The sequence below is a fragment of the Flavobacterium sp. genome (assembly GCF_027482425.1).
Taxonomy (GTDB): Bacteria; Bacteroidota; Bacteroidia; order Flavobacteriales; family Flavobacteriaceae; genus Flavobacterium.
The window spans coordinates 26584-48638 of sequence record NZ_JAIXWA010000073.1 but is presented as its reverse complement, the minus strand read 5'-3'; the positions used below and the strand labels follow the sequence as shown (position 1 = coordinate 48638).

Annotated in this window: 18 protein-coding genes; 5 read left to right on the top strand and 13 right to left on the bottom strand. The window is 40.0% G+C overall.

Annotation, left to right across the window (positions count from 1 at the left end; all coding sequences use genetic code 11):
* Nucleotides 1-161 precede the first annotated feature (161 nt).
* From raiA to Q0037_RS10765, 7 genes are all read right to left on the bottom strand, one after another.
* A complete protein-coding gene (gene raiA / locus Q0037_RS10795; RefSeq protein WP_297518194.1) occupies nucleotides 162-464 on the bottom strand; it encodes a ribosome-associated translation inhibitor RaiA in 303 nt (100 codons plus the stop codon).
* A gap of 28 nt (nucleotides 465-492) precedes the next feature.
* Nucleotides 493-1386 (bottom strand): tyrosine-type recombinase/integrase, encoded by an 894-nt coding sequence (locus Q0037_RS10790; RefSeq protein WP_297518191.1) that lies wholly within the window; start codon nucleotides 1384-1386, stop codon nucleotides 493-495.
* 69 nt (nucleotides 1387-1455) lie between these two features.
* The gene (rpsU, locus tag Q0037_RS10785) at nucleotides 1456-1650 is read right to left on the bottom strand and encodes a 30S ribosomal protein S21 (protein ID WP_073364309.1); all 195 of its coding nucleotides are present in this window, start codon (nucleotides 1648-1650) and stop codon (nucleotides 1456-1458) included.
* Nucleotides 1651-1863: 213 nt separating this feature from the next.
* Nucleotides 1864-3033, bottom strand: coding sequence for an acyl-CoA dehydrogenase family protein (locus Q0037_RS10780; protein ID WP_297518188.1), 1170 nt, complete (start codon nucleotides 3031-3033; stop codon nucleotides 1864-1866).
* Nucleotides 3034-3056: 23 nt separating this feature from the next.
* The gene (locus Q0037_RS10775) at nucleotides 3057-3926 is read right to left on the bottom strand and encodes a helix-hairpin-helix domain-containing protein (protein ID WP_297518185.1); all 870 of its coding nucleotides are present in this window, start codon (nucleotides 3924-3926) and stop codon (nucleotides 3057-3059) included.
* Nucleotides 3927-3933: 7 nt separating this feature from the next.
* Nucleotides 3934-4155 carry a PspC domain-containing protein gene (locus Q0037_RS10770; protein ID WP_073364244.1) on the bottom strand — a complete coding sequence of 74 codons (222 nt, stop codon included), beginning with the start codon at nucleotides 4153-4155 and terminating at the stop codon, nucleotides 3934-3936.
* A gap of 25 nt (nucleotides 4156-4180) precedes the next feature.
* Nucleotides 4181-5452 (bottom strand): DUF2851 family protein, encoded by a 1272-nt coding sequence (locus Q0037_RS10765; protein ID WP_297518183.1) that lies wholly within the window; start codon nucleotides 5450-5452, stop codon nucleotides 4181-4183.
* Nucleotides 5453-5544: 92 nt separating this feature from the next.
* Here Q0037_RS10765 and Q0037_RS10760 point away from each other — a divergent pair, with 92 nt between their 5' ends.
* Nucleotides 5545-7197, top strand: a complete 1653-nt coding sequence (locus Q0037_RS10760) for a GLPGLI family protein (RefSeq protein ID WP_297518181.1) — start codon at nucleotides 5545-5547, stop codon at nucleotides 7195-7197.
* A 34-nt stretch (nucleotides 7198-7231) separates the two neighbouring features.
* Here Q0037_RS10760 and Q0037_RS10755 read toward each other — a convergent pair whose 3' ends face one another.
* From Q0037_RS10755 to Q0037_RS10735, 5 genes are all read right to left on the bottom strand, one after another.
* On the bottom strand, nucleotides 7232-8593 hold the full coding sequence (locus tag Q0037_RS10755) for a pyridoxal-phosphate dependent enzyme (protein WP_297518179.1): 1362 nt from the start codon (nucleotides 8591-8593) through the stop codon (nucleotides 7232-7234).
* 143 nt (nucleotides 8594-8736) lie between these two features.
* A complete protein-coding gene (locus tag Q0037_RS10750) occupies nucleotides 8737-10674 on the bottom strand; it encodes a putative porin (RefSeq protein WP_297518177.1) in 1938 nt (645 codons plus the stop codon).
* Between the two features lie 114 nt (nucleotides 10675-10788).
* Nucleotides 10789-12645: a S8 family serine peptidase gene (locus tag Q0037_RS10745; RefSeq protein ID WP_297518175.1), complete on the bottom strand. Its 1857-nt coding sequence runs from the start codon at nucleotides 12643-12645 to the stop codon at nucleotides 10789-10791.
* 109 nt (nucleotides 12646-12754) lie between these two features.
* Entirely contained in the window at nucleotides 12755-14371 is a 1617-nt protein-coding gene (locus tag Q0037_RS10740; RefSeq protein ID WP_297518172.1) for a RagB/SusD family nutrient uptake outer membrane protein, read from the bottom strand.
* 13 nt (nucleotides 14372-14384) lie between these two features.
* Nucleotides 14385-17426 carry a SusC/RagA family TonB-linked outer membrane protein gene (locus Q0037_RS10735; protein WP_297518169.1) on the bottom strand — a complete coding sequence of 1014 codons (3042 nt, stop codon included), beginning with the start codon at nucleotides 17424-17426 and terminating at the stop codon, nucleotides 14385-14387.
* A 197-nt stretch (nucleotides 17427-17623) separates the two neighbouring features.
* Between Q0037_RS10735 and Q0037_RS10730 the strand changes: the two genes are divergently transcribed.
* Nucleotides 17624-18229, top strand: coding sequence for a ribonuclease HII (locus Q0037_RS10730; RefSeq protein ID WP_297518166.1), 606 nt, complete (start codon nucleotides 17624-17626; stop codon nucleotides 18227-18229).
* Here the strand turns inward: Q0037_RS10730 and lipB are convergent.
* Nucleotides 18226-18921 carry a lipoyl(octanoyl) transferase LipB gene (gene lipB / locus Q0037_RS10725; protein ID WP_297518164.1) on the bottom strand — a complete coding sequence of 232 codons (696 nt, stop codon included), beginning with the start codon at nucleotides 18919-18921 and terminating at the stop codon, nucleotides 18226-18228. The two genes, Q0037_RS10730 and lipB, sit on opposite strands and share 4 nt — an antisense overlap.
* Nucleotides 18922-19060: 139 nt before the next feature.
* On the opposite strand from lipB, the gene lysS reads away from it, so the two are divergent.
* The 3 genes from lysS (at nucleotide 19061) to Q0037_RS10710 (ending at nucleotide 22032) form a co-directional block, all read left to right on the top strand.
* A complete protein-coding gene (gene lysS / locus Q0037_RS10720) occupies nucleotides 19061-20749 on the top strand; it encodes a lysine--tRNA ligase (RefSeq protein WP_297518161.1) in 1689 nt (562 codons plus the stop codon).
* Between the two features lie 63 nt (nucleotides 20750-20812).
* Entirely contained in the window at nucleotides 20813-21154 is a 342-nt protein-coding gene (locus Q0037_RS10715) for a hypothetical protein (protein ID WP_297518158.1), read from the top strand.
* 539 nt (nucleotides 21155-21693) lie between these two features.
* Nucleotides 21694-22032: a hypothetical protein gene (locus tag Q0037_RS10710; protein WP_297518156.1), complete on the top strand. Its 339-nt coding sequence runs from the start codon at nucleotides 21694-21696 to the stop codon at nucleotides 22030-22032.
* The last annotated feature ends 23 nt before the right edge of the window (nucleotides 22033-22055 follow it).

Here is a 22055-nt window from a genome sequence, read left to right as displayed (position 1 = left end):
GATGGAGGGACTCGAACCCACGACCTGCTGATTACAAATCAGCTGCTCTAGCCAGCTGAGCTACACCGGCAATATGCAATAAAAAAGTCCGCTATTTCTAACGGACTGCAAATGTAGGCAATTTATTTTTCTATCAAAATATTTTTTTGAAAAAAATTTAATCAAATATGGGCGCGGATTTTCTCTTTGCGTTTTACCAACAAACGCTCCAAAGATTCGGCTGCCAACTCCACCGCTTCCTCAAATGTTTTACATTGTTTTTTAACCAAAAAATCATCGCCCGGAACATGAATTTTTACCTCCACAATCTTGTTCTCTTTTTCACTCGTATTATCGACCTTCAAAAAAACATCCGAACTCACTATTTTATCAAAATACTTTTCCAATTTATCCAAACGAACCTGGATGAAATCAACCAACTTTCGGTCTACTGAAAAATTTACAGCATTAACATTTACCTTCATACTCCAAAATTTTAAATTAAACGTTGCGCTATTTTCGATTCCGTGGATGAGCCGCCCGATGTACGTGCTGTAACTCCGCCAAACTGCTGTGCGTATACACTTGAGTCGACGCCAAACTGGAATGCCCCAACAGCTCTTTTACTGAATTTATGTCTGCTCCCTGATTCAGCAAATGCGTCGCAAACGTATGCCGAAGCACATGTGGACTCTTTTTTACCTTCTCGGAAACATTACTAAAGTACGAATTTATCAACCGATACACAAATGATTCGTTTAATTTAACGCCTTTTAACATCAAAAAAAAGTAGTCCACATCAATACAGTTTTCAATTCCAGCACGTTCCTTCATGTATACCGCCATTTGTTGCACTACCACAGGCAACAATGGTACTATCCGTTCTTTATTACGCTTGCCCAACACCTTCAACATTCCTCCTTCAAGATCCACTTGATGCATGCGCAACCCTATCAATTCCGCCCGACGTATTCCTGTTGTATAAAACAAATCAATAATTAACTTATCACGAACCCCCTCAAAACCTTTCGGAAATTCAAGTGTATTCAATACGTTGTCCAGCTCCACTTCCGAAAAGGGCACCTGAACTTTCTTAGGAGTTTTCAACGCCTTATGTTGCGCCAAAGGACTGCTTTGCAACATACCCACCTTCATCAAAAATTTGTAAAATGCCTTCAAAGAAGAAACTTTACGGTTTACCGAAGTCGTACTCATCCCCTCATCGACCATCGAAACAATCCAACTCCGAATCATCGGGTAATGCGCCGTTTCCAAGGACTCCATTTCATAAACCGATTTTAAAAACTGCTGAAAAAAAAGCAAATCGCTGTGGTAGGCCAAAACCGTATGCGGAGAATACTTTTTCTCCAACGCCAAATACTCCTGAAATGCTTGCAAATGCGCCATAAAAAAACTGCTGTAACAAAGTTATGAAAACTTCCTTACAGCAGTTGTATTTTAATGAGAAACTAAGTTCTATCCTTCCATCGCATCACGCAACCCTTGGATATACTGTGCTTTCTGAATTTGTGCACGACGCACTACAGAAGGCTTCGTAAACGCTTGACGCGCGCGTAACTGACGAACCGTTCCAGTTTTATCAAATTTTCTCTTGTAGCGCTTTAAAGCTCTATCAATGTTTTCTCCGTCTTTAATAGGTATAATTAACATAAGCAGGACACCTCCCTTCATTTAGTGGGCGCAAATATAATCATTATTTTGAATTACAAATTGTAAATTTTAAATTAATTTGGGCGTGCCCCCGAAATTAACGCTCTGCTCCTATCCAACCCGCGTCGGGGTCGGGTTGTCCGCTACAAGTCCGTTGCTCCGCAGCCGGGCTTTCCACTTCCACCCCTCACGCAATCGGTGCGCCTATCGGCATTATTTTACTGCTGGTTGATAGTCTTTTTGATCGATAATCATCTTTGATAAAATCTCGCGCAATATCTCCGAAGTCCCACCGCCAATCGGACCCAAACGACTGTCCCGCAACAAACGAGCCAACGGATATTCTTCCATATAGCCATAACCGCCCAACATTTGCAAGCAACTGTAAATGGTTTCATCGGCCACCTTGGTCGACTTCAATTTGGCCATCGTTGCTTCTTTGACCACATACTCGCCCTGATTCAAACGAGCTGTAGCAACGTAATTAAAAATCTTACAATGCTCCACATCGGTAGCATGATTGACCAGTGTATGACGTAGGGCTTGGAATTTATTAATCGTTGTTCCAAAAGCTTCCCGTTTGGACATATAATCAATGGTATACTCCAAGGCATATTCAGCACGCGCATGGGCATTAATCGCCATAATCAATCGCTCTAATGCAAAATGCTGCATGATATAGGGAAATCCTTTGCCTTCCTCACCCATCAAATTTTCGGCTGGGATTTCAACATTATCAAAAGCAATCTCAGCCGTGTCCGAAGCACGCCAACCCAATTTATCCAATTTGGTGGCTGAAACCCCTGGAATATTCGTATCCATCAAGAAAATACTTATACCTTTATTCCCTTTCTCGGGACTAGTTTTGGCCGCCACCACATAATAGTCGGCATACACTCCGTTAGTTATAAAGGTTTTTGAACCGTTAAGGATATACTTGTCGCCTTGTTTAACGGCAGTCGTTTTCATACCCGCCACATCACTTCCCCCAAAAGGTTCCGTAATACACAATGCTCCAATTTTATCTCCCGCTATACTCGGTGTCAAATAGTCATGTTTAATGCGCTCACTTCCCTCTGCATTCAAATGCGTCATGGCCAAATACGCATGAGCCCACATGGCTGCCGCAAAACCTGAAGAGTGTATTTTTTGTAATTCTTCCAAAAAAACTACGGTGTAGAACAAATCCAAATTCATCCCTCCATATGCCTCAGGATAGGACAACCCGAAAAAGCCCATTTCTCCGAACTTCTTCCAGATAAAACGTTCAATTGTTCCTGTTTTTTCCCATTTTTCAATATGCGGCACTACTTCTTTGTGCAAAAAATCCTTAAAACTCGCACGAAATAATTCATGCTCTTCGGTAAAGTAAATTGAACTCATAGAGGTCTTTTTTAGTCTTTTTTTTAAAAATCCAAATATAGGGCAATAATTTTTATTTTTTCGACACTCATCCCCTTTACATTTGTTAAATCCTCAAAACGAATAGGACCATTCATACTGCGATAGGCTACAATATTGCGCGAAACGGGATACCTAAAATACGGAAACACACCTAACTCCTTGATTGTCGCCTCATTAATTTTAATTTTCTCCAAAACAGGAGACTGCAACACTGCAAAATGTTCAAGCAACGTATCATAAACTTCATCCTTTAAGCCATACACTTCTTGCAATTGCGCCATCACTACAAAAGCACCCAAAGCGGATCGATACTTCAAAATGCGTTCCGACAAAACAGGACCAATGCCTCGTACTAAAATCAAATCTTCAGCCGTAGCCGAATTGATGTCTTTTTTAACTACCTTCTTTGGAACCTGCTGCGAAAAAGCAAAAGAGTGAGGCTTCCCCTTTTTATAGGAATTCACCCACGCTGGAAATTTGAAATATGGAGCCATTTTTTCTAGTACTGTATCGGGAACTTGTGTGACTACTTGAAACTCCCGAACTGAGTTGACGTACTTTCCTTGATTGCGATAGGTTTGTAAACGCTGGTATGATGCGGCACTCATTCCCCACCGAAAAGCTTTGTACTCGGTGATAAAATTGGGATTAAAAGGCTGAATCGGATAGGATTTGTAGGTTTGAACAAGGCGCACACTTGCGGTATCTTCCAGCCAAACGCGAGCCTCTTTAGGAAGGGGTTCAGGAACATACCATAGCGGTTGACACCAAAGGATGGCTTGCAAAACTAAAATAAGACTGATAAGTATGAATAATCCGAGGCGCTGGCTTTTGGTGAAATGAACATACGGGCGTATAAATACTAATTTCATGAATATATTAAAGGTCGAAAACCGAGGATCGTTTGCCCCGAATCAAGTCTTTCAATCGAATAACAAAAGCCATGGTCAGGTACAACCCAAATCCCAATCCTGCTGTGACAAACGATATGTAAATGAAAAACAAACGAACATTAGTGGCTCGCATACCTAACTTATCGGCCAAACGCGAGCAAACATAAAATCCGTGTCGTTCAAAAAAATGACGTAATTCGGTAATCATAACCCTTCATTTTCAGGGTTTAAAGTTACAACTTTCTTTTTAACAACTCCACGCCAATGGCGCAATTCAAACATTGTTTTCGATCACAATACTGCTGTTTCATCTGCAATATCGCTTGCGATTGTAGGGCATCTTGTGCTGAAACTCCCCAATGCTTAAATTTTTGAATAATGGCATTTTGCTCGGGAGGAATCAAGTGGAGCAAACCCATTTGCGCTTCCGCATCGGGCCGCCCCAAGTATCGGGCATAAGCAAAACGAATGGGAATAAGCGCATTGATCATCAAAAGTTGGATAAAGGCTTCCGATACCCGCTTACTGCGTTTGCGTGAAGATTTATCCAATTGATAATGCGTTTCCCAATATGCACTTGTAGAAACTCCAAATAGCATGTAAAAATCATGAATCGTTCGAGCCTCCCAAACCGACTGAAAAAGTTGTTTTCGGCGGTGGTACAGCATGGCCAACTGGACCAATCGTATGGTGGGAAAATTATCCGGTCGTAATTTGAAAAAACGAACCGAAATTTCAGGTGGCTCAAGATGATATTTCACTTTTAAATAATCATACCAGGATTGCAACTCGACTGTATAGGTATCCAAAGGGTGTTCTGGAATCAACCCCGCCTGTCCCAACAAAAGGGCCTCCACCAAATGTACTTCCAAAATTTCCTTTCGGAAAATGGAAAAAGAAATCGATTGTGCCAGGGCAGCAAAGGCATCCCCGTTGGAATTAAGTCCGAAGTTTTTGGCTAACACTACAAATAAAACCGCCTCCCAATCGTTTTGATACACCGCCAGTAAATCAAGAATTATTGCTGCTTTATGTTCAAGCCGCTCGATATATAACTTTTCAAGCCAAAAGGTAATCAGTTGCTGCGGAAGTTGGGGTAAAGAATGAGCACAATACAACCCTTCTTTTCGCGCCATTAATTTTTCATAATTACGGATTAAATCAGGAGCAACAATTCCTTTTAATTCCAAAACCGGAAGTTCACTATTGTCGTTGCGAAATACAGGACTATCATGTTCCCACACTACATGCAATATGACATTATCATACCGGGAATCGCGTTCGTGATGATGGGCATACCAATCGGATGAGCGGAGGTGAATTTCTACATTTCCGACCCACTTTTGGCTCCCTATTTGGAGATGCGCATTAAAAAAATCTGGCCCTTCCAATTGAAGGTAATCACCACTTCGAATGAGAACAATAGGTTCGCCGACAGTGGTTTGTAGTTGGGTGACGTCAAAACAGGTAAAACGCCACACATAGTGGAGAAAATCTTCTTTCATAAGGCATATACAATTCGGTTTGGTGGAGATGATACGAAGATAAAAAAAATTCAATTCAGGGACTAATTTTTATCTTTGTAAAAATAAAATTTATGAAAAATTGGATGCTTATCGGACTACTTGCCGTGCAATGTATTTCCGCTCAATCGTTTCGTATTACCTACCAAAAATCATCCAACGGAACCATTATCCCCAATCAAGATCCTATAGTCGTTCTAGCAGAACCAAATTTGACCTTAGTAAGTTCGGTACAAATGTTACAACAAAAAGCCAGTTACCCCAGAGAAGAAACTTTTGTTGACCGAAAACAAAACGCGCTGATTCAAAAAGCACAATTGAATGCGCAACGTTTTATTGTTAGCCTAGACAGCATCAGTCTTGAAAAACAACAATTTGAATTGAAGCCCGAAACTAAAACCATTCTAGGCTATGTATGCAAAAAGGCAGTGACCAGCATCAACTCCAATACATTAGAACTTTGGTACACCGATGCGTTGGGTGTTAAAGGCGCACCGACAGTATTGGGTCAAAACATAGGAATGGTTCTTGAAATTGTGCGCAACGGCAATTTTGTGACTACGGCGATATCTATTGAAAAGGAAAAACAAAAAAATGCTATTGTACTTCCCGACACTAAAAATGCCGTAGATCTTCTTTCCTACCGCGATTTCGTTTGGAAAAGTCGCTTTATTACCCTGCCTGTTTTTGAGAAAGAAATATTAAACTTCTCCGACCAAGCTAAATCCAACGATAGTATCATCCGTTTTGCCAACGGGACTGTCGCCGTTCGAAAAATAAAGTTTCCTGTGATTAACCCGGGCAGTAAAATTTTTATTGACTTGATTGAGCAATCCAATGGCGATGCCTATGACCGCACGGGCTCTGTCTTTTTGATCCCGACCGATAATGCCAATACCTTCTGGAACGGCTTAACCCAAGGAGCCAATTCATTACCCCTTTACGAAAATGGCAACGGAAAGAAATACCAGGGTGTTGTGGCTACAAATTCCTACAGTCCTTTGCTGGAGTTAATGCGATTTTTCACACCCTTTGGCATTTCCCATTTCAATCACATCAGCCTCAAGGACAAGACATGGTATACGCAAGTGTCCTATCGACAAGATATTAGTGAACTTGCCTCGGCCTTTTCAGGAAAAGAAGTCTACCTCGGTGCTTTTATAGGAAATTATGACAAAGGTGGACATCGCATTTCGATGAACATTACCATTCATCCCGAAGAGCAAAGTAGTGCAGCGTCTCCTTTGGTCATGCCACTTTTCAATACGGTGAATGTGATGGAAATGGCGGGGCAAGAATATGGAACGATGTTTAACCATGAAAAAGGACTTGAAGTTACTTTTACTTTGACACAGGACCTTAGCGGGGCGCGTTTACGTTACCTCACGACAGGACATGGTGGTTGGGAAAACGGTGACGAATTTGTTCCTAAGAAAAATACCATTGAATTAGATGGAAAAGAAGTTTTTACCATTATACCGTGGCGTGAAGATTGTGGGTCATACCGTTTGTTTAATCCTGCTTCAGGGAACTTCCCCAATGGATTATCATCTTCCGACTACAGTCGATCCAATTGGTGTCCCGGTATGGTTACCTATCCCTATTATATCGATTTGGGCGATTTGAAAGCGGGTACTCATACGCTTCAAGTTAAAATCCCACAAGGCGCCCCAGAAGGAACTAGTTTTAGCGCCTGGAACGTTTCGGGGGTGCTATTAGGCCATTAAAAAAGGGCTGTCGATTTTTGGACAGCCCTTTGTTTTATTTGATCGAACCAATAATATCGTATTTGGTGATAATGTGGTATTTTTGATTCCCAAGATCGACCAAAACAGCTTGGTTATCTTTGGTAAACAATTTGGACACCTCTTCAATAGGAGTAGTTGCTTTTACGATCGGATAAGGCTGCCCCATCACTTCACGAACCGGTTTTTGTGCCACCTCTTTATCGGCAACATAGCTTCGGAACAAATCGGTTTCATCCACCGACCCTACAAAGCCGTGAATATCTACAACAGGAATTTGTGAAATTTTGTATTTCCGCATGCGATCTATGGCGTGAGACACCAATTCTTCAGTGCGAACAGTAACCAATGGTTTGTCTAAATGATCCTTAATTACATCTTCGGCTTTGGTTACTTCTTCTTCCAAGAAACCGCGCTCCCGCATCCAATCGTCATTGAACATTTTACCAACATACCGACTGCCTGAATCGTGGAATAATACTACCACCACATCATCGGGTTTGAAATGTTCTTTCAATTGGTGCAATCCTTTGATGCAGGAACCGGCTGAATTCCCTACAAAAATTCCTTCTTCTAATGCAATTTTTCGGGTATACACGGCAGCATCTTTATCGGTGACTTTGGTAAAGCCATCAATCAAACTAAAATCAACATTCTTAGGTAGAATATCTTCACCAATTCCTTCCGTGATGTAGGGATAAATTTCGTTTTCATCAAAAATACCTGTCTCGTGGTATTTTTTAAAAACAGAACCATACGTATCAATACCCCAAACTTTGATGTTGGGATTTTTTTCTTTCAAATATTTGGCCACACCTGAAATCGTTCCCCCTGTCCCTACACCTACTATAAAATGGGTTACTTTTCCTTCGGTTTGGGCCCATATTTCGGGACCTGTTTGCTCGTAATGCGCTTGAGCATTGCTCGGATTATCGTATTGATTCACATACCATGCATTGGGTGTTTCTTCCGCTAAACGACGGGAAACAGAGTAATACGAACGAGGATCATCGGGTTCAACATCGGTAGGACAAACGACTACTTTGGCGCCAACAGCCCGAAGTATATCCATTTTTTCTTTTGATTGTTTATCCGTGATGACACAAATGAGCTTGTACCCTTTAACGATAGCTGCCAAAGCGAGCCCCATACCCGTGTTCCCTGAAGTTCCCTCAATAATGGTGCCGCCAGGTTTCAATCGTCCATCAGCTTCTGCATCCTCAACCATTTTGAGTGCCATTCGATCTTTCACGGAATTTCCGGGATTGAATGTTTCAACTTTGGCCAAAACCAAGGCATCAATTCCTTCCACTACCTTATTCAATTTAACCAGAGGGGTATTTCCGATGGTTCCCAATATATTTTCAGAATAATTCATTATTATGGAAAATTTAGGGCACAAAGATACTTTTTTTACCCTAAATACGGTATTGAATTGCCATTATGATTCTTTTTTTGGCCAATATCTTTTATGTCGAAAACAAAAAAACGACGCGTGAATATGATACGTTGGAGGTTTGGTTACTGGAAAAAGTTCCAAACCAACCCAAATCGGATAATAAAATCGCGATAGGGCATGCTGGGCGAAGCAAAAAAGTCATTATTACGGAGAAGACCGTTAACATGTTCGGCAATCAAGAAAATACGCGTTTGTCGTACGCGAGCATTGAAAAAAACATCAACTACGGGAAAATCTCCTATTTTCTTTTGCGTTTGCACAAAAAACTCTCCAAGCACAGGATTGTAATCGTCGGCAAAATAGGAAGTAAAATAATTGACGCTGGCTCCGGTTTGGATAAACATGGCTTTTTTGAACCAATGGTCTTGGTAATAGAGACTTCCGCGTGCTGTGAATTCAGGAAGGTTAAGAATGGCTTGGCTTTGCGTTACATTTTGATACAAAACGGTAGCCTCGAGTCCGAAACGTTTATAACGAAATTCACGAGCTACTTTTACAGCAAGATAATTGATACTTCCCGAAAATTGTTGTGGTGTTATTAATTGTTGATTGGCTACATTTTGAACATCGGTAAAATATAATTTGTCGGTACTATTTGACCATTGCAATGATGCATTGAGCCAAGGCGTTTGCGCATCGAATTGGAATGCATTGTACTTTTCGTTTCTAAAATTATTCACCCAATTATACGCAACGTAACTACTTTGATGCAATAAGAAGTTGTTGTTGGGCAATTTACTTTGATTCGTGTATTGAAAGTTGACATGCGTACGCTCGTTAAACGTGTAAGCCGCTTTCGCTTCGGCATAGCGTACCGTTTCCGTTCCAAGCGCATTGGCTAAAGTAGCGGCTCCACGCCAATTTCCTTTGCGGTATTCGTAAACACCCCCTAAGGTAGCTACATTTACGTCTCGCTTACGTGGAATAACAAGAGTGTTAACGGTACGTTCTAATTGAAATCCAAAACGGTTGAAGAAATGTTCGATGTAAAAGCGAACCGTTCCCAAGGTTTTATTTTCATAAGCTATTCCAGCGCGATTATAGAATTTGTCGTAATTCGTATGATCATTGATATTAGCATTGACAACCGCATCCCCAAAACGATTAAAGGTTACCGATTCAACAGTGGTGGCTAAAGTTCTTTGATTAAATTCAAAAAACTTATGCTCGTAATTAAATCGATGAAACACAGCGAGGTTGTTTTGACTATCGTTGGGATTGACTCGAAAAGCGTGATCAAAGAAGAAGCGCTTGCTTTTTAAAACCGACTGGGCATCGGTGAGCATCACTTGCAATCGAGCGCGATTGTTAAAAATAGCTTCGCCACTTTCAAATTCGACAGGATTCGCTAATCCCCCATTTTCACCATTCAAAAAATCCTGTCCCGTGTAATGAAAATTTATCGCATAACGCCCTGAGGTAGTTCGATAGGAAGAGGTTAGTCTAAAATTACCGGTACTTGCCAACTGATTGGTATAGCGTCCCAACGACCGTAACCCTTTGAAAGCAATTGAAATATTGAAATTTTTAGAGGTATTTAAGGCTACCAAGGCATCTACATTTTGGCCTTGTTCCATGACCGTTTTAAAATAAATATCAGAATATGGGGTAGGTACGTGGTAATACCGAATATCTTCAGCCTCTAAAAAAGCGTAATGTTTGGCTTGATACCCCATAGCTGGGAATACTGAAGATTTAGCTTGTGTATAATCCAATAAATTGAACACCTGACCTTCATTGGGATATTGCAAGTGACCGAAACGATCTTTACGCAGATAGTTGTATTGGTAATAGCGTTGTAGCGTCAATGAAGTGTCGGCAATTACCGTATCTTTTTCAACCGTATAAATTTTGTACCATGCAATAGGCGCTTTTCGTGCCGCTTCTTTGGCTTTATCTTCGGCGGTTTTAATCATGCTCTTGGGTGGCTTATCTCCAATTTGTTGGGAAAAAGCACCATAAGTCATGCACATAAAAGCAACCAAAAAGAATAATCGCATAGTAAAGGAATTCAAAGAAGTCACAAAAATAGAGAATGTTTGGACGTATACATGAAAATCGATAAAAAAACGCCCTCAAAGGAAGGCGTTCTTTTCAAATAAATTTTATTGGGATTAATTTTTGGTAAACTTCCGCACAAAAGTTGCCCCTAGTGAAGCGATTTTTACCATATAGACTCCACTTTGTAAACGAGATACATCCAACGTGTTGTTGGTAACCCCTTGCGCACTTAACACCATTTTACCTGTGATGTCAAAAATAGACACTTCATCCAAGCTTAATCCTTTAGGGTTATTGAAATGAATTTCATTTTGTGCTGGATTTGGATACACAAAGAAAGTATTATCGTTAGCAAAATTAGCATTGGATAAACTTAAGCCAGAAGTTCCAGATGCCACTAAAGAAAAATCTTGTGGCCCACCTTGTAAAGTACCTTTGTGCGTTACTTGAATGGTATATACACCTGGCGTTGCATTGAAAATTTCTACTTTTTCTAAATTATCAACGTTATTGTCAGAATCATTAGTAGCTCCTGCATAGACATCTTCGGGGTTGAGTTTCCAAGGATAGTAAGTAACTCCGTCTTTAATTACTTTTAAATCTAAATTATTTACCAAACGAGGTGTACGGTTATCTGCCACCGTTGTCGAATTAATGGCTCCTGCTGGATCTGTCCAGCCCACTACAACATTTAAATCTTGCGGTTGCGTGATGGTAAAGGTACGCGTAAATGTTTGTCCATTATTTAACGTCAACTCATCTAAAATAGACGAACTGTTTCGACCCGAAATTACACGAGCCGCATTAAACCCATCAGCTAGCCCCCAACCAAACTCATAATCTGGACCTGGATTCCCACCCGCCTCGCGTACCGATTGACAAAGTAACGCACGAACGGTAGAGGAAAGCATGAAGGTTTCAGGATTTAAATTGTTATAATGTTTTTGCAACAAGGCAATCAATCCTGTAATAGCAGGAGCTGACATTGAGGTTCCGCTTAATGGACCATAAGCTTGGTCAGTAGTAGCTATTGAAGAGTTGACTTGTACCCCAACAGCTGACAAATCGGGTTTCACACGGCCATCGTCGGTAGGACCGAAGTTTGTAAATGAGGAAAATACAACACTCTCAGGTCCATTGTATGACGTAACTTGATTTACAGCAGCAATTGTCAGAACGTTCTTGGAACAAGACATACCAGTCAACAAATCATATCCCGCTTTGTTTTGAACTTGTGATAAAGAGTTGGTAGCACGATCATTCCCCGCAGACTTAACGACTTGATAATACGGATAATTATACATCACTTCATCTACGGCTTGGGATTGTGACGTGTATTGTCCAAAAAAAGCATTGGTTAAATTGGAAGCTACTAAGCCATAAGAATGATTGGACACTAAGAACCCTTCACCTGCAAACCCATTCATTTCACCAATGTCACTACTAAAATCATATGTGCGTCCATTAGCTTGATAAGCAAATCCTCGGCGTGTTGTACTTACACCGCTGGCTAAAATAGTTCCCGCCACGTGAGTGGCATGCGTGTTAGAAACGGTAGCTGCATCAGAACTTACAACTCTACCCGCAAGTTCAACATGTGTTGTTCTCACTTTTTCTGAATCCCAAATACCAACCGTTATGCCATTTCCTGTCACATTCAATCCAAGTGTTCCTCCCGGATACATTGTATTTGCACGCAAGGAAGCGACAGAATCAGCATTAAAATCAACCCCATAGTAGATCGGTTTTCCGTCTAATATGAACTGTATGTTTTGCGGATTGGGTGTTTCAGGGTGTTGTTGTAAGAAAACCGCAACCGCTGCCTTATTAGCGCTCTCTTGTTGGGTCAATTGTTGTGTCAGTGATTCTCGATTCGTTGCATTTGTTTTCTGCAAAATCTTTTCACGTTCATTCACTGACTGAGCGCATACAGAGCCAACTACTAACAAAAAAGGTAATAATCTTTTCATAAAACTTTTTTTTTCAAATATAAAAAAAATGGCTTGTATCCTACGTTAATAAAAACAAAAAAGACCGAAAGAAAACTTTCGGTCTTTATATTGAAATTAACAGAAACGATTAGTAACCAGGATTTTGTGTAATCGCTGTATTCGCATTAGTTTCTGAAATTGGAATTGGGAACGTAAACTTGTAACTGTTCATTGGTAAGTTAGAAGGATTCGCACCAGGATAATTTGTAGTGCTCGAAGAGTAATCTTGAGGATGACGATCTAAAGCGGTAAAATTAGCTAAAGAAGCCAAACGCTTTATGTCGATATAGCGGTACCCTTCAAAACAGAACTCTAGACGACGTTGGTTTAAAATTTCAGCCCAAGCTTGAGTTGCGTTAGCAAATACAGGCGCTGACATATTAACGGCATTACGTGCATCCAAAACAGCTTCTAAAGCTGTAGCAGCCCCTGTAAGGTCGTTTGCATTAGCACGTGCTTCTGCTTTGATGAAATACATTTCAGATAAACGAACTAGTTTATAGTCATTACTATTACCATTAGCAGCAGTAGAAGCAAATGTACTTGTTCCTGTTCCTACCCCACCATATTTGTGAATAATCAACTTATCTGCATTAATATAGTCTGAAGAAGTATCCCAGTTAGCAGCCGCAGTTGATGAAGGAGCTACTAAAGTACGGAAACGTACATCTTTGATAGCACCTGTCAACGGCCAACCTCCATTTGCAGGTGAAGTTGCTGAAGCAATGTTTGTAGGATTCATTACATTGAATAAAGAACGACTTACTTCATAGAAAGGAGAACCAGCAGCGTTAGGACGAACCGAACACCAACCGTTGTGCATGTTTACCCCTTGACCATTTTGAGCAGGAGTTCTTTTCAATCTCCAGATAACCTCTACGTTTGCAGGTTCGTTATCAGTCCAGAAAATTTGAGTATACTGTGTAGTATTTGCCAAAGTAATTCCAGAAGTAGAAATTACATTGTCAGCCCAAGTTTCAGCATTGGTATAATCTCCTTTGTATGCATAAGCACGTGCTTTTAGCGCTTTTGCCAACACATCACTTGCATAATATGTTCTCACAATACCTGTATAAGGGTTTGTTGTTAACGCATTATAAATGGTCAAAGCAGCATCTAAATCACTGTGGATTGACTGATAAAATACACCGTTAGTAGAACGTTGCAAGTTAGTCTCAGTAGAAGGAATGATTCGATCTGACAAAATAGCAGCCAAAGCTCCGTCATTCTTCAAATCAGTTGAAAAATAAGACATCAACTTTAAGTGACAAAATGCACGCACAACAAGAGCCTCAGCTTTAATACGCTGAATTTTTTCAGTATCTGCAGCATCTACTGGAGTAATACGATCAGCAAAAGTAATCACACGGTTTGCACGTGATAAGGCAAAATACATACTATTCCAAATTGCATTTGGAGCAGCAGAAGTCGAGTTCAAAAAGAAAACATACTCCTCAGTAATTCCTTGACCACCATTAGCAAAACCGATACCAGCTTCATCTGTGAATACCGAAGTAAACACAGCGTCTTCACGGTTGTACAAGTTAGCATAGGTAGAGTTCATCAACCCTTGCAAGTCGTTTGAAGTTTGGATCGCAACAGATTCAGTTAAAGCACCAGGTGCAAAAGGCTCGATCAAACTATCATCACAGGATACAAAAAGTGTACCTGCACAAGCGGATAATAATAAAAATACTTTTTTCATCTTCATTTTTTTTTTAGAATCTAACATCTAACGTTAACGTATAAATTCTTGGTGTTGGATACTGGTATACATCCGCATCACGATCACTTTCTGGATCGAAACCTTGCCAACGCGTAATGTTGAATAAGTTTTCCCCTTGAAGTGTAATCGAAGCGTCACGAATAAATGTTTTCTCTAAGAATTTCTTAGGAACGCGGTAACCTACTTGTAAGTTACGCAAACGAATATATGAAGCATCCCATAAGAAACGATCAGACTGATCTACGAAACCGTAGTTAGTAGCTGTCAACGAAGGAACATCTGTATTCGTGTTCGTTGGAGTCCATGCATTCAATAAATCAGCACCTACAGTGAACTGACCTAAGTTAGATGGATCATACAAGTTGTTCAAATCGTAGTCATAACGCCATACTTTGAAAGCATAGGTGAAAGTAGCAGAAGTAAAGAAACCTTTATAGTCAAAGTCAAAACCGAAACCACCTTGAATTTGTGGCAATCTGTTTTTACCTGTAGCTCTACGATCAGCATCAGTTGGCGTTTCAGTCAATGTACCATCAGCAGCCACAAACAACATGTTCCCGTTGTCAGGGTTTACACCTGCATATTGATAAACAAAAGGCTCATCCAACATACCTCCATTTTGAGTGATATAAGCAGGAGCAGAACCGTCAAAAATTGGAGAAGTTAAACCACCAACTTCTTGCTTGTTGATACTTCCGTTACCACGTAGCGTTAATACCATTCCTTTATCTTGGTTGTTGATTAAATCGTACGCCAAGTTCAATTCGATACCAGAGTTTTTAACAAAAGTATCCGTATTCTGTACAATACTTGTTGTTCCTACATAAGGAGATACTGGTTTGGACAAATATTGATCCGATGATTTTTTGGTATAATAATCAAATGTACCACGTAAACGTTTTCCTTTGAACAATTCAAAGTCAAAACCGATGTTTGAAATTGTGGTAGTTTCCCAACGTAAATCAGGATATCCGAAGTTGATTCCAAAACCTAAACCGTTGTTGTAAACGTTGTTAGCTGCAGAATACACATCAAAGAACCCTGGAGGTACTAAACCAGCAAACTCAGTACCAGCAATGATACGCTCGTTACCTACCGTACCGTAAGAACCACGGATTTTCAATGTTTTTACAAACTCTAATTTTTTCATGAAGGCTTCTTCATCGATATTCCAACGTCCACCGATAGAGTAAAATGCTTTAGACGCATTCAAGAAACGGCTTGTTTGGTCGCTACGAAGCGATAAGGCTACCCCGTATTTTTTGTTATAGTCATAGTTCAATGACCCGAAATAAGAAATACGGTTTAAACGTAAATTAGATGCAGAGACTTGCGGAACATAGAAGTCATTGGCGGATGTATCTACCAAATATCCTGCACCAGTACCCGGTACAAAAGTCTGAGGATTCAAACCACGTTGACGGAAATTGTTTGTTTGTGCACGAGCATGGTTGTACTCTAAACTTCCTGCTAAATCAACAGTATGTTTTCCGAACGTTTTTGAATAATCTGCTTGCCATAATTGGTTGAAACGGAATTCACGACGTGCGTTCATATCTTCAAACCCACCAAACTGTTGACCAGCTCCTAAGAATAAGAAAGCATTGAAAGAAATCGGATGCTCAGACTGGGAAAAACGAGTCTGCAACAACTCTCCTGAAGTTCTTCCACGCAAAGTTAAGTCTTTCAATAACTTGTAAGAGTACTCTGTATTCACACTGGCACGAATTTCATCGGTTAAGTTCGTATAGGTTCTTAATTTGTCGATCAAGAACAATGGCGTGTACAACAACGTACCATCTGCTTGATACAAATCAAACAATTGTTGTGGATTTTCGTACGTAGAAGGCGATACGTAAGGTGCAGAAATATAAGCCCCTAATACATAGTTACGGTTTACTGCTCCTCCCCCTAAGTTAGTAGCTTCATTGTTTTTTGAGAAACCTACGAAAGAGTTTACCATATATTTAAACTTCTCATTATCGGATTTCCCGTTAATGTTGTTACGTACAGTAAAACGCTTCAAACCTGTGGTTTTCAACACCCCTTCTTGGTCAAAATAACCAACAGAAGTAAATGAATTTAAGTTTTTAGAACTGTTCTCAATATTGAAGTTGTGGGAAGTAAAAGTACCTTTTCCAAAGAACTCATTTACCCAGTTTGTATTCACATTGAAAGCTGCAATTTCAGCATCAGTAAGGGTAGCTCCCAAACCAGCACCAGCTGCTTTTTCAATCGTTAACAACTGACGAGAATCTGCATAATCATAACGTGGCGTTTGCAACTCGGTAAAACCAACTGCAGACGTGTAACGGAAACTTGTTTTAGCATCTCCAAAAGATCCTTTTTTAGTTTTAATTACAATTACCCCATTCGCCCCACGAGAACCATATTCCGTAATAGCAGAAGCATCTTTCAATACCTCAACAGAAGAAATATCGTTAGGATTCAATGAACGGAAGTTATCCGCATTGGTTGGGAAACCATCGATCACATACAACGGGTCAGTGTTACCTGAAATAGTACCTACCCCACGGATGATAACTGTTGACTTAGCACCAGGCTGCCCTGTACTTGCTGTAATGTTTACCCCAGCTAACTGCCCTTGAAGCGTGTTCATCACGTTGGCATTCGGACGGTTTTCAATAGTTTTGTTAGTCACAGACGCTGTTGCAGCAACTGCTGTCTTTTTGGTAACCAAACGGTACCCTTGGGTGATGACTACTTCATCCAAGATTTTTGCCTCCTCCTTCAACACTACGCCGTAGTTGTTGGCAGCACCTACTTTGACTTCTTTAGAATCATACCCTTGGTACGACACTACAAGAACGTCACCTTGTTTGGCTTTGATGGAGAATTTACCATCCATGTCGGTTTGCACCCCGTTTTTGGTACCTTTAATAGTTACGTTGGCCATAGGTAATGACACCTTACCATCGGTAACTGTACCAGTAACAGTTTTCTCCTGTGCAAATGAAAACTGCATTGTAAACGCTAGTAAAAGCGTAAAAATCCATTTGAACTTCGATCTCATATTAAATTTATTTGAGTTAGTTATTCCGCAAACTTCTTAATAATTTCTTAAATAAACAAATAATACTTCGGAATATTAGCGTTTACATTTGTTAAAGTTCAACGGCTTTGGTATAACTTTGTGGTTGCAACCCACTTGATAGATGCAACCTTCTTTAAAAAGTTGCGTTAACTTTAATTTAATTTTTATTTAACACGATGTTGGCCAACTATTTTTCGAACTATATCTTGGAATGCGGAACCGATGAAGCCGGTAGAGGTTGCTTGGCAGGCCCTGTAACCGCAGCTGCTGTTATTTTGCCTAGAGACTTTGAGAACTCACTTCTGAATGATTCGAAAAAACTTACCGAAAAACAGCGCACTGCTTTGGCGCCAATCATTCAAAAAGAAGCCATCAGTTGCCATGTAGTTCATTTAGAACCCAAAATCATTGATGAAATAAACATACTGAACGCCTCAATCCAGGCCATGCAAGAAAGCATTCTTCAACTTACACCGCAACCCGAGTTTATTATTGTAGACGGGAACCGATTCAAACCCATGGGCGAAATTCCTTTTCAAACTATAATAAAGGGGGATGGAAAATATTTGAGCATCGCTGCAGCTTCCATTTTAGCAAAAACCTACAGAGATGCATATATGAATCGAATTCATGAAGAATACCCTATGTATCAATGGAATAAAAATAAGGGATATCCAACCGAAGAGCACCGCGATGCTATTCGCCAATACGGTATAACGCCTTACCACCGGAAGAGCTTTCGCCTCTTACCCGACCAATTATCGTTAGACTTTGATTTTTAAGTCACTATTTTCGCTTCAAATAATTGCGAAAAATACCGTAGAATATGTTGCTCTATCTCACGTTCATCGACTACTCTTTGCAATTCAACATGCAATGACGTTACGCCTTTGCCTCGAATACCACATGGTATAATGTGGTCAAAAAAACCTAAATCGGTATTTACATTTAAGGCAAAACCATGCATGGTTACCCAACGACTCGCCCGAACACCCATGGCACAAATTTTTCGCGCAAATGGCGTTCCAACATCGAGCCAAACTCCGGTTTCGCCAGGGCTTCGTTCGCCTTTCAATCCATATTCCGCCAAAACGAGAATTATAGTTTCTTCTAGAAGTCGTAAATATTTATGTATATCGGTAAAAAAATTTTCTAAGTCTAAAATAGGATACCCTACTAGTTGCCCTGGCCCATGATACGTGATATCACCCCCTCGATTAATTTTATAAAAGGTAGCCCCTTTTGATTCCAGTTGCTTTTCATTCAATAAAAGATTGGACAAATCACCGCTCTTCCCTAAAGTATATACATGTGGATGCGACACGGTTAAAAAATAATTTTCGGTACGTTGCTCTGGATTTGTTCGTTTTTCCATTTTGTCGGCTACGATATCCGCAAACAATTTTTCCTGATAATCCCATGTATCTTTATAATCGCGTATGCCCAAGTTTTGAAAATGCACTTCTTTATTCATCCCGTGAAGGTTCCTTTTATCTCACAAAGATACAAAGGAGCAAGAAAATGAGGATGAATTTGCAAGGGTTTATTAAATCGACAGGGCAGTTGGTAGTTCTTAAACAATAAATTATCTTTGACCCCTTAATTTTCCAATTATGCAACTGTCCGAACAAGAGCAAATTCGCAGAGAAAAACTCAATCAACTACGCAACTTAGGCATTAACCCCTATCCTGCTCAACTTTTCCCCGTAGATCACACCTCTAAACAGGTCAAGGAATCCTTTGAGGAAGGCAAAAAAGTGGTTGTTGCGGGACGCTTAATGAGTGTTCGTGACCAAGGAAAAGCCGCATTTGCTGAATTACAAGACAGTGAAGGACGAATTCAATTGTACTTTAACCGAGACACCCTTTGTCCAGGCGAAGACAAAACATTATATACTACTGTTTTTCGAAAACTCACCGATTTAGGAGATTTTATTGGTGTAGAAGGCGAATTGTTTTACACTAAAGTAGGGGAAAAATCAATCATGGTGCACCAATTTACTTTTTTAAGTAAAACACTTCGCCCCTTACCCATGCCCAAAACGGATGACCAAGGAAAAACATTCGACGCGTTTACTGACTCTGAACTTCGCTATCGTATGCGTTACGTCGATTTGGTTGTGAATCCTCAGGTGAAAGAGGTTTTTGTCAAACGAACCAAGCTATTTCAAGCCATGCGAACGTTTTTTAACGATGCTGGCTATTTAGAAGTAGAGACTCCGATTTTGCAATCCATTCCAGGAGGTGCTGCCGCGCGACCGTTTATTACGCACCACAATTCGCTGGACATTCCTCTTTACATGCGTATTGCCAATGAATTGTATTTAAAACGATTGATTGTAGGCGGTTTTGATGGTGTTTATGAATTTTCCAAAAATTTCCGAAATGAAGGGATGGATCGCACCCACAATCCTGAATTTACAGCTATGGAAATTTATGTGGCCTACAAAGATTACCATTGGATGATGGAATTCACCGAAAAGTTGCTGGAATACTGCGCATTACAAGTGAATGGAACGACACAAGCCACCTTTGGAGAACACACGGTCGATTTCAAAGCCCCATACGCACGCATTTCAATGACTGAGGCCATTCATAAATTTACGGGCTTTGATATTACGGGAAAATCTGAAGAAGAGTTGCGTGAAGCTGCCCAATCGATGGGTATCGAAGTCAACGAAACGATGGGGAAAGGAAAGCTCATCGATGAAATTTTTGGGGCAAAATGCGAAGGTAATTTTATCCAACCCACCTTCATCACTGATTACCCTAAAGAAATGTCGCCCTTGTGTAAATCGCATCGCGACAATCCTGAATTGACCGAACGTTTTGAATTAATGGTGTGCGGCAAAGAAATCGCCAATGCCTATTCTGAATTAAATGACCCTATCGACCAGCGGGAACGTTTTGAAGCGCAAATGAAATTGGCCGAAAAAGGAGACGATGAAGCCATGTTTATCGATCAAGACTTTTTGCGCGCGCTTGAATTTGGCATGCCACCCACTTCGGGATTGGGCATTGGTATGGACCGCTTAATTATGTTCCTCACCAACAATGCCTCCATTCAAGAAGTATTGTTTTTTCCGCAAATGCGTCCCGAAAAGAAAGCCATTGAGCTCTCGGAAGAAGAAAAAGTAATCCTCTTACTTCTCAAAACAGAAGACGGACAACCCCTAGCTCAGTTAAAAGAAAAATCTCAGTTAAGTGGAAAAAAATGGGATGCCGCCATGAAAGGATTAAGTAAATTAGGCATGGTCAAAGTAATCGTTGAAGGTGAATCAAAAACCGTTCATTTGACTTAATTGCTTGAAACCTATAAATGGTATAAAATATATTGTTATATTCGCTTTTTAAATTCTAACATTATGAAAAAAATTGTCTTTGCATTACTTGCTTTTTTAGCTGTTCAGTTGAGCTCAGCTCAAGATAAACAAAACACGGTTGCATTACAACCTAAAGAGATAGCCGCTACCGAAATGGAGGCTTTATTAAAAGTGGTTAAATTAGACGACAACTTAAAAACGAGTTTTACTCAACTTTTCATTTTGCGCGCGGAACAAGTCCAAAGTGCTGCGGATGAATCGACGAAAAAAGCAATTTACGAGCGCTATGGGACTAAATTACTTTCAGGATTAAACGACGAGCAACGTCAAGCTTTGAAAGCGAATACTGAATTATATCAAAGACTCATATTTTACAAAGGATAAATTAATAATACATTTTCTTTTTGTACTATAAATTTTAAAAGTTCATCTTCATTAATTGTCGTGATAGTTACCCTTTTGTTGGGATATATTTCCATGGTATAACTCCAAAAATCAAGAAGGCTACAAAAATTAACTTTTGAAGAGAAAGTGACGGTATTGTATAAGCGCTTTACGAAAGAGATCGTTTTGGAACCGGGACAAGCGGTAAAAATGAGACTGCATATTGAAAAAGTTGTCCGTAGTCGTGAAGTCCTTGTCGCCGTATTATAAGAAAAAAAAGACGATAGCCGATTGATGATAAATAACAATTACAAGAGCGTCGAGAGAGACAAGCAGAAAAAGATTCTTTTAAAGTAGTGATGAAGAAGATCCTCACAGAAACACAATACCAAAATTTGAAGCTTGATTAAAGCGTAAACGAACTCCTGATCCTCAAAATTCTCTTTAGTTTAAAAACTAAAACATTCATTCTTTTGATTTTTTTTGGATTTTTAGCAAAATAGTTTACCTTTGGTTATCATTTTTAGAAATTTAAAGTCATGAAAAAATTACTCCTTGCTGTTGCTTTCTGTATGGTTGCGACGCTAAGCATGTCGGCTCAAGAGACAGAATTATCGCTACAAGCCAAAGCGAAAAACGATTTGGTTGCTTTAGCTAATGCGGTAAATTTACCCGAAAATCAACACGAAGATTTTTTCAGACTTTTCGAAATGAAATACGAAGTATTAGACAATAAAAATCTTTCTGCTGAGCGAAAGCTTGAAATGAGCCGTGTCATAGAAGCAAAGATACGTGGAACGCTTTCACTCCAGCAAATGGCACAGTTGGAAGCCAATTCAGAACTTTTTAACCGACTCATCGGTAAGAAAATAAAATAAAAAATAAAAGCTCCATTCGGAGC

Excerpts from the sequence above, each read along its gene's own strand:
- raiA (WP_297518194.1), bottom strand. The coding sequence starts at position 464 with ATGAAGGTAAATGTTAATGCTGTAAATTTTTCAGTAGACCGAAAGTTG.
- Q0037_RS10790 (WP_297518191.1), bottom strand. The coding sequence starts at position 1,386 with ATGGCGCATTTGCAAGCATTTCAGGAGTATTTGGCGTTGGAGAAAAAG.
- rpsU (WP_073364309.1), bottom strand. The coding sequence starts at position 1,650 with ATGTTAATTATACCTATTAAAGACGGAGAAAACATTGATAGAGCTTTA.
- Q0037_RS10780 (WP_297518188.1), bottom strand. The coding sequence starts at position 3,033 with ATGAGTTCAATTTACTTTACCGAAGAGCATGAATTATTTCGTGCGAGT.
- Q0037_RS10775 (WP_297518185.1), bottom strand. The coding sequence starts at position 3,926 with ATGAAATTAGTATTTATACGCCCGTATGTTCATTTCACCAAAAGCCAG.
- Q0037_RS10770 (WP_073364244.1), bottom strand. The coding sequence starts at position 4,155 with ATGATTACCGAATTACGTCATTTTTTTGAACGACACGGATTTTATGTT.
- Q0037_RS10765 (WP_297518183.1), bottom strand. The coding sequence starts at position 5,452 with ATGAAAGAAGATTTTCTCCACTATGTGTGGCGTTTTACCTGTTTTGAC.
- Q0037_RS10760 (WP_297518181.1), top strand. The coding sequence starts at position 5,545 with ATGAAAAATTGGATGCTTATCGGACTACTTGCCGTGCAATGTATTTCC.
- Q0037_RS10755 (WP_297518179.1), bottom strand. The coding sequence starts at position 8,593 with ATGAATTATTCTGAAAATATATTGGGAACCATCGGAAATACCCCTCTG.
- Q0037_RS10750 (WP_297518177.1), bottom strand. The coding sequence starts at position 10,674 with ATGCGATTATTCTTTTTGGTTGCTTTTATGTGCATGACTTATGGTGCT.
- Q0037_RS10745 (WP_297518175.1), bottom strand. The coding sequence starts at position 12,645 with ATGAAAAGATTATTACCTTTTTTGTTAGTAGTTGGCTCTGTATGCGCT.
- Q0037_RS10740 (WP_297518172.1), bottom strand. The coding sequence starts at position 14,371 with ATGAAAAAAGTATTTTTATTATTATCCGCTTGTGCAGGTACACTTTTT.
- Q0037_RS10735 (WP_297518169.1), bottom strand. The coding sequence starts at position 17,426 with ATGAGATCGAAGTTCAAATGGATTTTTACGCTTTTACTAGCGTTTACA.
- Q0037_RS10730 (WP_297518166.1), top strand. The coding sequence starts at position 17,624 with ATGTTGGCCAACTATTTTTCGAACTATATCTTGGAATGCGGAACCGAT.
- lipB (WP_297518164.1), bottom strand. The coding sequence starts at position 18,921 with ATGAATAAAGAAGTGCATTTTCAAAACTTGGGCATACGCGATTATAAA.
- lysS (WP_297518161.1), top strand. The coding sequence starts at position 19,061 with ATGCAACTGTCCGAACAAGAGCAAATTCGCAGAGAAAAACTCAATCAA.
- Q0037_RS10715 (WP_297518158.1), top strand. The coding sequence starts at position 20,813 with ATGAAAAAAATTGTCTTTGCATTACTTGCTTTTTTAGCTGTTCAGTTG.
- Q0037_RS10710 (WP_297518156.1), top strand. The coding sequence starts at position 21,694 with ATGAAAAAATTACTCCTTGCTGTTGCTTTCTGTATGGTTGCGACGCTA.